The 12219-nt window shown below is 34.2% G+C and carries 16 protein-coding genes; 2 read left to right on the forward strand and 14 right to left on the reverse strand.

Going from position 1 to position 12219, the window contains the following annotated elements:
• Positions 1-10: 10 nt before the first annotated feature.
• The 5 genes from NFRAN_RS01315 to NFRAN_RS01330 form a co-directional block, all read right to left on the reverse strand.
• On the reverse strand, positions 11-787 hold the full coding sequence (locus NFRAN_RS01315; RefSeq protein WP_134482732.1) for a hypothetical protein: 777 nt from the start codon (positions 785-787) through the stop codon (positions 11-13).
• Between the two features lie 280 nt (positions 788-1067).
• The gene (locus NFRAN_RS01320; protein ID WP_134482733.1) at positions 1068-1301 is read right to left on the reverse strand and encodes an Lrp/AsnC ligand binding domain-containing protein; all 234 of its coding nucleotides are present in this window, start codon (positions 1299-1301) and stop codon (positions 1068-1070) included.
• A gap of 1177 nt (positions 1302-2478) precedes the next feature.
• Complete coding sequence (locus NFRAN_RS01325) at positions 2479-2781, reverse strand: hypothetical protein (RefSeq protein WP_134482734.1); 303 nt, start codon at positions 2779-2781, stop codon at positions 2479-2481.
• Complete coding sequence (locus tag NFRAN_RS13480) at positions 2772-2954, reverse strand: hypothetical protein (protein WP_172602025.1); 183 nt, start codon at positions 2952-2954, stop codon at positions 2772-2774. Before NFRAN_RS13480 ends, NFRAN_RS01325 begins: the two co-directional genes overlap by 10 nt.
• Positions 2900-3088, reverse strand: coding sequence for a hypothetical protein (locus NFRAN_RS01330; protein WP_134482735.1), 189 nt, complete (start codon positions 3086-3088; stop codon positions 2900-2902). Before NFRAN_RS01330 ends, NFRAN_RS13480 begins: the two co-directional genes overlap by 55 nt.
• 110 nt (positions 3089-3198) lie before the next feature.
• Here NFRAN_RS01330 and NFRAN_RS01335 point away from each other — a divergent pair, with 110 nt between their 5' ends.
• Positions 3199-5352: an ABC transporter substrate-binding protein gene (locus NFRAN_RS01335; RefSeq protein WP_134482736.1), complete on the forward strand. Its 2154-nt coding sequence runs from the start codon at positions 3199-3201 to the stop codon at positions 5350-5352.
• A 336-nt stretch (positions 5353-5688) separates the two neighbouring features.
• On the opposite strand, the gene NFRAN_RS01340 is transcribed toward NFRAN_RS01335, so the two are convergent.
• The 5 genes from NFRAN_RS01340 to NFRAN_RS01355 form a co-directional block, all read right to left on the reverse strand.
• A complete protein-coding gene (locus tag NFRAN_RS01340; RefSeq protein ID WP_134482737.1) occupies positions 5689-5898 on the reverse strand; it encodes a C2H2-type zinc finger protein in 210 nt (69 codons plus the stop codon).
• A 194-nt stretch (positions 5899-6092) separates the two neighbouring features.
• The gene (locus NFRAN_RS13485) at positions 6093-6233 is read right to left on the reverse strand and encodes a hypothetical protein (protein WP_172602026.1); all 141 of its coding nucleotides are present in this window, start codon (positions 6231-6233) and stop codon (positions 6093-6095) included.
• 99 nt (positions 6234-6332) lie between these two features.
• Positions 6333-6662, reverse strand: a complete 330-nt coding sequence (locus NFRAN_RS01345; protein WP_134482738.1) for a hypothetical protein — start codon at positions 6660-6662, stop codon at positions 6333-6335.
• A 78-nt stretch (positions 6663-6740) separates the two neighbouring features.
• A complete protein-coding gene (mce, locus tag NFRAN_RS01350) occupies positions 6741-7139 on the reverse strand; it encodes a methylmalonyl-CoA epimerase (RefSeq protein WP_134482739.1) in 399 nt (132 codons plus the stop codon).
• Between the two features lie 711 nt (positions 7140-7850).
• Positions 7851-8270, reverse strand: coding sequence for a pyridoxamine 5'-phosphate oxidase family protein (locus tag NFRAN_RS01355; protein ID WP_134482740.1), 420 nt, complete (start codon positions 8268-8270; stop codon positions 7851-7853).
• A 164-nt stretch (positions 8271-8434) separates the two neighbouring features.
• On the opposite strand from NFRAN_RS01355, the gene NFRAN_RS01360 reads away from it, so the two are divergent.
• On the forward strand, positions 8435-8647 hold the full coding sequence (locus NFRAN_RS01360; protein WP_134482741.1) for a hypothetical protein: 213 nt from the start codon (positions 8435-8437) through the stop codon (positions 8645-8647).
• 363 nt (positions 8648-9010) lie between these two features.
• On the opposite strand, the gene NFRAN_RS01365 is transcribed toward NFRAN_RS01360, so the two are convergent.
• Genes NFRAN_RS01365 through NFRAN_RS01375 form a run of 4 tightly spaced genes read right to left on the reverse strand, consistent with a single transcriptional unit; the run spans position 9011 to position 12206 of the window.
• The gene (locus NFRAN_RS01365) at positions 9011-11014 is read right to left on the reverse strand and encodes a V-type ATP synthase subunit I (RefSeq protein WP_134482742.1); all 2004 of its coding nucleotides are present in this window, start codon (positions 11012-11014) and stop codon (positions 9011-9013) included.
• A 37-nt stretch (positions 11015-11051) separates the two neighbouring features.
• Positions 11052-11384 (reverse strand): hypothetical protein, encoded by a 333-nt coding sequence (locus tag NFRAN_RS01370; RefSeq protein WP_134482743.1) that lies wholly within the window; start codon positions 11382-11384, stop codon positions 11052-11054.
• A 5-nt stretch (positions 11385-11389) separates the two neighbouring features.
• Positions 11390-11548: a hypothetical protein gene (locus tag NFRAN_RS13490; RefSeq protein WP_172602027.1), complete on the reverse strand. Its 159-nt coding sequence runs from the start codon at positions 11546-11548 to the stop codon at positions 11390-11392.
• Between the two features lie 4 nt (positions 11549-11552).
• Positions 11553-12206 (reverse strand): V-type ATP synthase subunit D, encoded by a 654-nt coding sequence (locus NFRAN_RS01375; RefSeq protein ID WP_134482744.1) that lies wholly within the window; start codon positions 12204-12206, stop codon positions 11553-11555.
• Positions 12207-12219: the final 13 nt, after the last annotated feature.

Below are 12219 nucleotides of genomic sequence, written 5' to 3' on the forward strand. Positions count from 1 at the left end.
GAGTTAAATCCTACTCATATGGAAAAATGGACCTAATAACCTTAATGGACTTGTCCTTATCTAAGAAATTATCATTTAAAGAAGTAAGAAGATTATCGGTCATAACATTGTAGCATTGGGTTTGTTCTTCGCAAGACAAGTTCTTGTATCCGTCGCGGCCGACTATTGCAACCTGTATCTTCCCACCTGTTTCAAGATCTAATTGTTTTACTTCGTTTATTACGTATATTGATATCCCAACATTATGATCAATAGACAAGTCAGATAATTTTAGATTTACTGAAGAATAAAGTCTTTCTTGCTGTAAGAGAACGAGTCGAGCATAAGCGGAACCCGAACCTATTGATGTAAAATCTCCTGTTATCTTATACAAATAGGGGGAAATTTCGTTATTTCTCCCCATTGTTCCAAAACCCATCCGATAAATAAATGAATCCCCTATTCTTGGAATTCCAGCCACTAGAGAAAATGGAGTGAAGAACAAACGTACGTTGCCATATCCACACAAAAATGAATGGTTAATGTTGTACACCCTATGCAAATTTACCATACAACTATACATTCGAGTTTTAAATTCAGATTCAGATTCAATCTGATTTGGAAAGTTTTGCTCAAGTTCCTGAACTAATAATTCAATCTGAGAACTATCACCAGATGCAGCAACACCCAAATGACTGTTTATTTTATAGATTTTTTTCATTGTGAGTTTGATTTTAGATGCCGTTCCTTGGCTGTCGCTTGCTAGTACTATTCCTTCTTTAGATTTTATAAGTAGAGCAGTAGTCATCCTATATTAGGAAAAAACTATCCCGAAATATTTAACGATAAAGTCATTAGTACAACATCGCGACTAACTACGCCTGTATTTAACTGCAAAATTGTTCGCTATTATAGGTTTGATTATGTTGTTTAACGTGACTATATTAGATCAACTAGGATAAATTATAATTCAATTTCAAGGAAAATTCCAATTCTCTCAAAAGTTAAATTTTCCAATCCAGAACAGAGCTTGCAAAATGAAAAAATTTTTATACATATACATAAAGATACTCATCAAATTTTCGATTTCAAATTTCATTTTTTATGATAGTTAAAACTGATCGGACATTATCTATCTTCCTTATCCTCGTAGTAATTATTTCTTTCAATTTATCCATATTATCAGATGAAACTCTAACAATTATATCGTAAACCCCAAAAACCCTGTTTACTTCCTCAACTTCTTCGATCAATTCAATTGCTTGGAGAATGTCACTTTCAGATCCTAAATCACAGCATAACAAAATATAAGCGGTAGGCATACTACTTAACATGATAGTAAATTATAAGAACTTATTTCATTCAGACTAGTATGATTTAATCGGGAGTAGTGAACCAATAAAGGATACCGCCCCGTATCAAAGTACAATAGTTTTCTAAATTAGAATTTGATATTTTGCCGTTTGATCGCCAGTTGATTCCTACTGGGTTTATGATGTTTAAATATTATAACATTCGATGCAAAATACCAACTATTTTCTATCAATTACTTTCAACAAGTCATGTTTTTTTAGCACAATTATAAAAAACCTGCAGGTGGTCGAACCTTAAATTTCTATTTGGAATATCAATGCATGTTATTTTTTTTGAAGAGCATCAAGATTATACATGAAATGTAGATTAGAGTATTTGTGATTAACAAGGTCTAAGAGATACTATAGGCTGATACTATTGAAAAGATTTGTATGTTTTCTGGCTGCTAGATGATCGAACAATCACCATACAAATACCACAATAAAAAATGTCTAAAATATCACCTTAGATTAGATTTTGGAGCAATCCACAATTATCACCATGTTTTTAAAGAAGTCTTACGCTAGAACTGAAAACTTGAACCAAACTGTACAAACTTCACATGATAAATCCAAACTCAATAGAACAAGCAATGTCCCTATAATATAAAAATCCCAACAGAAAACAATATATAGGTTGGAATGCTTAGTATTACACAATCATCTACACTTCGGAATAACGTATTAATTATTTTATGTATTTCAAATTCAATCATTTACAAGATATGTTTATCTTCAACTTTGAGTAGTAATCCTAATATGCCCTGTCAAGAAGGCTAGGTTTAATAAACTGCACTGCAGGTAAGAAAGAAATGTTTGGGTATCATCTAGCAGTTGCTTCCGTTTCTTTATGAAAAGAAGGCCGCAACTCGTTATTGGATAATAACAAGGTCATTTGGAATAATGTAACAGAACTCGGTGACTGATACTCAAATATAGAAATTCTCGAGAATAATGAAAAGACAAACTTGACAAATCTTTCATAGTTATTATCATTCCTATAATAGAGATAAAATAACAATCAGTAATTGATACTCAATAAACAGATTGAACCCCGACTGTTTTCAAGAAAGGCAAGAGTCTATTTAACATTCGCTTTTTATAATATATGATCATTAACTTAGTATAATATTCGATCCGGCTCTGTTCACTTAATATGTTTTATTTCATTGTTATGATAGTCTACAAAGAGCCGCAGCCAATTCCGTACATGCTTTAACTTGCAATTCTTTATTCTACAAGGAAAGTAGTCATCGAAACTTTCGGTTCTATCCTTTATGTATTGCATCTTTCTTTCAATCAGACTTTTCTCCAGAGAGGAATGAATGTGATGATCGAGATTTAAGAATCGACACGCTTGAGGATACCAAGTACCTCCATCATCAGTCGAAACTGGATGAATTCCATGAATCTTGACTAAACCTGAAATGAATCTTTCAGCTACAAACATGTTTCTTTCTTTAGAGAGATAGACAGTGCGAGAATTTGCCTGTTTTCGGGTTCAGTTGCAACCCAGAGCCAGACAAACTCTGATCCCACCTTCAACATGGTCTCATCTATTATATACTCTAGAACTCTTCTTCTAGTTGACTTAGCTTTTGAGGCCTGTATTTTTGAATCCAATTCCAGATGGAGACATGGTTTCTTTTATACATCTGAGATAATCTTTCCGAGGCTTTCCTTAAGGATAGGCCTGAAAAGTACAAATGCAACCCATAATATACATACTTTGAAGGCGTTCTGTTTCTAGTAAGCATAAAAGAAATGGAATGCTTTCAAGCTATAGGCTTATCGTTAACTGAACAAAGCCTTCGATCCAATAAAAAGTTTAATAATCCAGCAAAATAATCAAAAAAAAAGGGAATAATTGCATCCAGTTTACTTCTTCACTGCCTTAGTTGTAGTGATATCAGCTGCCAACCTGTTGATTGTTTTTTCTGATTCAGACACAAAAATCATTTATTCAAGTTGGATGCTCATCATTAATTCGGCAATAGCTTCAGGTCTTTCCGTCTTTGCTCTTTTAAAAGAGAAGGATAAGATGAAGAAGGATAAGACAGACATTTATCTAACCTTTGGATTGATTTTCTACTTTCTGGCCAATATTGTTTGGGGGTATTATGAATTAGTTTTAGATACTGTATCTCCAGTGCCCTCTTTAGCAGACCTATTTCTTATGTCCGCATATGGATTCTTAATTTTTCGCTTATCCCTGACTATTAAAAATTTGGTGAAAGTAAGCAATAAGAAGATTATTTTTGTTATATCTGTGGGAACCGGGCTTTTTCTTGCCTATATCTTAAATTTAACTCTTAACTTGTCTGAAGTATCCAATTTTCGTGGTCTTATGCTCTTTGTAGTCACAATGGTGTATCCTATTCTAAATTCAATTCTTACAGTCTTGGCATTAACGGTTCTTTTGAATCTGAAAAACGAAAAGCACATGACAATACCATGGATTTGCGAGTTGGTAGGACTCTTAGCTATAGTATTGGGCGATAGCTGGTTTGTCGTCATCGTGTTAACAGCATTTGTAGATCAAATTTGGATCTCTTCAGTCCTGATATCTGCCCATTATTTGCTAATAGCAGGTGGATTAATGTGGTATATACTCCATTCCAGTCCTTGGAATATAGGGAAGTTCAATTTGAAAAATCTATTCAAAAGTAAAATAATGTTTGACAAAAAATTGATAACTGGATTAATTGCAGGCACATTAGTATTTGTTGTAACCGCATTCATTGCTACAAATTTCATAATTACATCTAGCGATAGCAAACTATTCGTAGGAAAGAATTTGGATTCGCTGGTGGGAAACAATACGGAATATGATATAATTTTTGTAGGGGCGATTGTGCCCCAAACTGGTTCATTGTCTTCGATTGGAAAGCCAATCGTTTCGGCACTAAAAAAAGCGGAATCGGAGGTCAACCTTTATTATGAGGAAAATAATTCCACAACAATGGTCAGGCTCTTAGTAGCTGACTCAAAAACAAGTCCAGAGGATACAATTTCAGCAGTAAAAACACTAGCCGAAGGCGGAGCAAAAGTAATAGTGGGTCCTGCTACAAGTACAGCGGTTGCTGCAGTTATGGATTTCGCGAAAGAGAACAATATTACTTTATTAAGTTATGCTAGCACTTCACCCGTCCTCTCTATCGAAGGAGATAACTTGTACCGACTCGTCCCTGATGACATTACCCAAGGAAGGATAATGGCAGAGAAGATGACTGATGACGGGATCAGAGTAATAATTCCGTTCTGGAGAGGCGATATCTACGGGAATGAACTTGAGAAGGCAACAAGATACTATTTTGAGAAACTCGGTGGAACTTTTTTGGAGGGGATAAATTATTCGCCCTATACAGGTAAATTTGCAACCAGTCTTCATAGAATCAACTTTTTGATGTGGAATCAAGAATTAAAGAAACTGAATGAAATGGTTTCAGATGTTGTTTCCAAATATGGTCCAGCTTCTGTAGGAGTATATACGATCTCTTATGATGAAATAACACCTATATTAATACAGGCTCAGCTATTTGATTCACTTGGGAAAGTGCGGTGGTATGGAAGTGATAGCATAGCTGAGAACCACCATATTACAAAGAATATCGAAGCGGCTGCGTTTGCATCTCAAACCCGGCTTTCTAATCCTCTGTATTCCATATCAGACGATTCAAGTAATTTTTCCGACTTTGAGAGAGATATTTCTGAATTGAATCATGGAAGTTCGATGACTTATGCTGCAATAGCTTATGATTCGTTTTGGATCGCGGCCATGAGTATTGACAAACACAAGAATTATTATAATAAAAATGATACTAATTTTGGTGAAACCCTTTTAGAGGTCGCAGAATCTTACGATGGAGTATCAGGCAAAATAAAATTTAATGAAGCAGGAGATAGAATCAGCGATAGTTATGATTTTTGGACAGTTACTAAAGACAATCACACTCATCAATACGAATGGCATAGTGAAAATAGCGCAGATTCAAACTCTTTATCTACTCCTACTCATTAATCAGGTTTCCAGGTCTACATCATTGTTTTAAAGTTCTTTAACTGTTTTAAGCAAATTATTGGATTAAGATTTTAGTTTGATCTGTCTTATATACTTGAATTGCTAATTTATGTTGGCATGATGTCAAATATCATGAAATGTAAATGCGGACTAAGGGACATCATTAAACCAAAGCATAAAGAAAGCGTTGAACAATTTATGCATAGAACAAAATGTCCAAGATGTGGAACCGTCGGTATCTGGAAACAATTATCTCAAGATGAATATATGTGGGAGAAGGCGCGCCACCACTAATGTAAATACTTTTTAGATACTCACATACTTCATTATGTTTTATTACTTGTTATCAGACGTTTTTTTAAGAGAATGATCCTTTCGGACGTGTGACTTGAGCAGATCCATGTCATCAAAGGTTTTTCCACAGTTAGAACAATCATAAGCATTCGAATTATCATGAACTAGCAGTTGATGGTGCATCAAATATTCTATTTTTCTATATTTCTTACCACAGATTGGACAGTGGTGCTTTTTAAAAAGATTAAGCATTTATGATTTATATCGCCTCTATTTTAATAACTTGATCTTATTTATGATAATTCTGTCAAAAAATAAATTGCCTTACAAAATATAGCAATCCATTACATAAGTCTGAATCAATTTCGCCATAATTTATACTACTTGGCCTGATTTAAATAGCAAAAAATGGTTTGAATAAAGGTATGAGTAAAATAAAAGATAATTTATTCCCTGATATTTTTCATGATAATCTGCTCTACAGCTTGACTAAAATTGAGCATTCCCTTTTCTTTTGCATATTTTTCTAACAATTTAACTTGCTCGGTTGTAAAGCAAACAGGCATGGTTCGACTTTGATTATTCATACGAATTATCTATTGCTTTCTTGTATTAAAATATTTGTGAATGAGAAATCGTCCAGTCTAGTAAATGATTCAACAAGCAAGACATTAAAATTCATTCATCTAGTTGGGTTTTGTAATATTAATGATCAATGATTCCCCTACCTGTGGTTTCCCATAGTTTTCATAATTTCGCTTGGGCATTGTAATAGTTATGCTTGTCTGCGGGTAAGATTGTATTATAGTCTGAGGTTGGGCTTTCAACATGGCCTCCATTATGGGTTGTAATTGTTCCTTCATTTCTTTATCAGGTATCGCTCTATTAATTGCCTCTAACATCATCTGTTGCTGAGTAACTGGTTCTAATTCGATATCCTCAACTAAAGTCAAGGTCACAGTGACACCGTTATCATTCAAATTTTTTATCTTGTAAGCATTTTCTTTAAGTTCCATTCTTTTTTATGGAATTTCTATTTATATATTCTTAGTTCTTACAAGAAGGCAAATTTCAATCTCTATGAAATAGTGAGTCTATTTAGGCGGAGCTTGACAGAATTCAACCAAAACACCATTTAATGATTTTGGATGAATAAATGTTATTTTCCTGCCATAAGAACCTGATCTGATATCACCCAAGAATCTCATTCCCTTTTCAATCGCATTCCTAACATCGGATTCGATTTCATCAGCGGTTATGGCAATGTGATGTATTCCTTCTCCCCTATCCTTAAGAAATTTGCTAATAGGACTCGTGTCATCCATTGGTTCAAGGAGTTCTAACCGAGTATCCTCCAAATTTAGCATTACCACTTTTACTTTTTCTGTAGGAACTTCCTCAAAATCAATCTTATCAATTCGTAATACCTTCTTGTAGTTTTCCAAAGCCATATTCACGTCGTTTACGGCTATTGCTATATGATCAATTCGCATGATGAGCTAAATGCCCAAAGGAGTATATATATTAGAATCGGTCGATCATAATGGTTGTAATGACTTTGCAGCCAAAAACAAATTCTATAAACTTGTTGCCCGATCTATAGTCTTTGTTGTCATTCTAATATATTACTTGTATGATCTCTGTTACAATACACGATATCATCAGTCAACCCTCCGTGATACAAATAATTGAAATATATTCCAAAATTGTTTCAAATTCATAACAGACTGTAGAAACAACTAATACAGCACTTGGTATCCATTATCACCTTAACTGCTGATGTTGCTATAGATGACAACTAATTGTAGATACTGAACAAGACAATAAAATCAAGGTTCCTGTTCCGGACAGATTGACTGGCAAGACGTTGATAATCTTCGCAAACAATCCTAACGCTATAACGAAGTTCCGAACACTAATGCTCAATAATGAAAAACAGGTTGAGAATAATTTCATTTTCTCTAACAGCACAACATATCAAAGCTAATAATCATATCAATTTAAATGTAGCAATAATATGGGCCAGGTTTATTGTATGGATCTTTTCGTAAAGAGAGACGAACCGGAAAAACTATACAAATTAGTTATAAGGTAAGAAAAACCGCGGTAAAAAAGTCATTTATTGATGATTCATGATTATTCTAAATTTAATGAAACCACTTTCTCTGTAGTCGTAATAACAATAGTCTTTGATTATTTAAGGATTAGACAGATTCTTTCGCTTCCAGTGGAATTAAATTGTAGAAAATCTTCTCAGGTTTTATTTTTAATATTACACGCTGCTCATTCGAGTTAATTATCGGGTACTTATCAAGGTTCAAATATTTTTTCGCTAATTTATCAAAATGATCTTGAGCACCCTTTGTTATCTTCCCGATTATTACTCCCATTATGGATACTGTCTCATACGGATTTTTAGAATCGACAATAGATATTGCCACCTGCTTGTTTGTACGAGTATTCCGTTCCTTTAATCTGCCGATTGCAGTATTGATCAGAATGTTGTGTTCTTGATCATAATCTATCCAAACATGAGTTACGTGAGGATACCCATTAGGCATAATCGTGGCTATCGATGCAAAATTTTTTCTAGACAATATGGAAAGTATCTTTTCATCCAACATCTAGAGTACTATTCATACTTTGTTTATATTTTTAAATTTACCCAATAGATAAATGTCGAAAATGCATATTGGTAGTTTATTAACTTTGTAGTCTTTGTAATGGTTTTTATATTGGAAACATTTTACGTAAACCTTTTAAGTTCAGAATACGAAAATAAAGGCAATTGGGATTCCTCATAACTCTAATATTGCTGGTTGTAATTGGCCTAGTCATTTTGGGTATTGGCTGGACAAACTTTTTTTCAGCGATAATGAAAGGTGCCGACAAAGTCAAGGAAATACCTGTTGTTAGAAATATCACCGATACTGCACAGACTGAACTAAACAAAATATTGAATAATGTATCTAGTAATGTAGTGAATAATATTGGCAATTAGTGTTATAATAATACACGGACCTCCATAGAATAATTAGTCTCAGCTGAAACCTGAATCGATAATTGTCACAATCAAATCTTTGATTTATTTTTTATTGCACTTCGTACTAAATATTATTTTCCTAAAAATACTTAAAAAAATTAATGACTATGGCCGCAACCACAACCGCCATGTCCAAATCCACCAGTACTATTACTACCCTGCTCTGCACACGTTGGACATTTGGATTGCTGGGTCTCGGACATGAACATTGTACCACAAGATGAACATTTCAATTTTAAAATTCCTTCCATAATTACCAATAAGCCTTTTCCAATTAATACTTAACTAATACAGTAATTATAGACTAAAAATTAAAATTTGTTAGGTGGCGGTAGGAGGAGATTGATACTGGTACTTAGTGTATCTACGTCTAATTCCAAATGGTTTAAACATTCTTCCTGATCCGTGATAGAATTTCGAGAAAAACTCCACATACATAAGCCTTGACGCCTGAATTCCTGGCTCAAACACACCTAGGATGGTGTTAGAGAGATGGCCTACAAACAATATCACTACACCGATAATTGCCCATACAAAGCCATTATCAATGACCCTTAGGAAAACATAATCGATAACATCCGCGAGTATTACTGACGCCATCAAGATCCCTATAATCCTGGTAAATGACAGAATGTGGCTAATTATAGAAGGTAACTCCATAAGCGATCGTACCCCCTCTCCAACAAACAACAACCCTATTCCTGCAAATAGAATTACAAAGTATACTAGTGCGGCCATGTTTGTCATTGGGTCCAGACTTTGTTTACCAATTAAGGCCAATCCTATCAAAACAATACCCCATCCAACAAGAAGCCAACCGGCCTTTCCTATCGCATGTTTTCTGTTTCTGGCGCGGATAGAATTTGCCAAACCTAATAACAAGCCTAGTGTAGCCATAGCCAATCCTATGTATCCACTAACAAGTAACAGCTTTCTTAATCCATCAGAAGAAAGAGGATCCAATAACAACGATCCCTCAGTCGGTGCATTAATACCAATGCTGTTGAGGAATGGGAAAAATACGAGTTCATTCAATCGGAATCCAAAATACAAGTCGTAATTGAATCCCAATATCATTGCTATAATACAGCCAGGAATTATGGCTTTTGCTATTTTTACCATTTGACTTGGTAAAAGAATTGTTTTTCCGAAATTTCTGAAAAATTTAGGAGCTATTGTAAAATTTTTCTTCCCTTTCTCAATTCGCCTGATAACCCACAAAGAAACTAATAAGATTGTTAAACCATAACCAAAATCACCTAGCATCATTCCATAGAAGATAGGAAAGGCTATGGCGAAAATCAGTGTAGGATCAAATTCATTGCCTTGGGGTAAAGAGTAAAATCTCACGAATGACTCATACACCCTAGATCTTTTCGGGTTCTTTTGGAGCGTAGGTGGAATCTCATCAGTTTTTATTAAAAACAATAATGTACCTTCCGTATGCTCGTTGAAGAAATTCCTGGTCATTGGTATCCTGTTCGTAGGGATCCAACCCTCTAGTGAAAATGAATCTGCTGTAACCCCTAAATCATCGATTACCTCAAGTTTCTTGTTTTCGATTTCAAGTTGTTCTTCTAAACCTTTAAGAAGTGAATAATATTCTTTAGAAATAACTGACAATTTATTATCTAATTCTTGAAGGCCGTGATTAATTTCTTGTAATTTTGCTCTTTGATTAGTTAAAGCATCAGGTATATTGCCCTTTAGTTTAGGAACCGCCTCAAGGTGCACATTAAATAGATTAACGATTGAAGCTAATGCATTTGAAGGAAAATGCGGTAACACCACAAGAACGAATCTAGTCATCTTTGAATCACTTTTTGAGTACAGGATTATATCTTGATTATTTGATTCCAATTTCTTTTTTAATTCTTGGTATTTTTCACTCTTAACTTTGCCAAAAAACGATAGCGTAGAGCTTAGATGAAGGAGTTCAAGATCGTCTGGGAAAAAAGAATATTCTTCAAGCAATTTGATGTTATTTTCAATCTCTTTTAATTCAGTAAGTAATTTCTCCTTTTTACGTTCGATGGAAGCGATATCGTTATCAATTTTGATACTTTCTAGAGACTCGAACAAATCGTCAATTGTATTGAACTGAGTTTTGCTTATATTTGGTGTACTAGGTAGTGCATTAATCAGACCACGTATCCTCAATAATTGTTCAGAGATTTTCTTGTGAACCTTGCCTTCTTTTTCTGTATACATGTATGGAATTGCGTCCTTTGACAAAGGCTCTATTTGTATCGTATTCATTTCTTGGAGAATCGTTACTATTTTTTCTCTGTATTTTTTGAGTCCTAATATAGCTATTTTGCTCATATGTTCTGGCTGCAACAACGCCAATTATCTCTCACCCTTATATTTTAGAAAAAAGAATTTGAATCAATTCTTTTATTAGCTTCTGATCGCTCTTAAATTTATAACTCTTTGCCTTTTCTTTTGCTTCATTTATTATAGAATCTGCTTCATTTTGCGCCTCTTTTCGAGCGTTATCGATACTATCTTCAACTAATTTCTTTCCTTTTTCATTTGAAGTAGCAATAGCGTTCTTTAAATCCTGGTCTAAAATGGCTATCTCATTTTCAACCTTTAACTTAGTTTCCTCTATCTCTTTTTGAGCCTTATCTTCTACTTCTTTTATCTGTTTAAGAGTCTTTATATACTCATCTTGTCCTTGTATTTCTGACATTTTCATTAGACTCCAAAAATGTATTTCATAGCAATGATACTAAAAACAAGAATGACAATGATATTTACCATCTTTAACATCTTTTTAATTGCGAGAAATTTTTTCTGACTGGAATTAAACGTAGACTTTTCGTTGACATCATTGGGATCAGTTTTTCCAACCATTTACCTAAATCCCCACCTCTTTCAATGTTTCTTGTTCCCTTTCTCCCATCTTTCTTTTAACAGTCTTTAGCATAATAAATGTGTCACGCTCCATTTCATCAAGCCTGAATGTAATAAATTTGACTGCCGCCATCAATCTCGGAACAAATACATTTTCTATTGCGTTTGATTTGCGTTTCGTTCTTTCGATTTCATATAACAGTTTTCGTAGTGCGGTTTCCTTTTCTGCAATGTCTAACACAATTTTGTGTATTCTATTGAAAGTTGCAATCGCCTCAGTAATAGATGTTGGTAGTTCGAGAAGATATTCGTCATAAATTTCTGTCTGTCCACCTTTTAACTTTGGAATGTGTACGCCCATAATACTCTTAGATGACACATGCAAATTACTCATCATTGGTAATTTCATGGATTCATTTTCCAAACGCATTGCTCCTGCTAACATCTCCGCTAGTTTAATGGACTCGTACCCTTTTTTCAATTCATTCTGTAAACTTTCTCTCAATGCAGCGGCAGTTCTACTTGTATTAAAAAATTCGAGAATAAGAGCCTGACGTTTTAGTTTTAGAAGCTTTAACCCCTTCTTGGCTATGAGGATCCTTTTCTTTGTTCTAATATATTCTAACCTAGTAGGCCTAATGTTTGAAATCGCTGACATTGTGCTTCTATAC

This window comes from Candidatus Nitrosocosmicus franklandus (assembly GCF_900696045.1).
Classification (GTDB): Archaea; Thermoproteota; Nitrososphaeria; order Nitrososphaerales; family Nitrososphaeraceae; genus Nitrosocosmicus; species Nitrosocosmicus franklandus_A.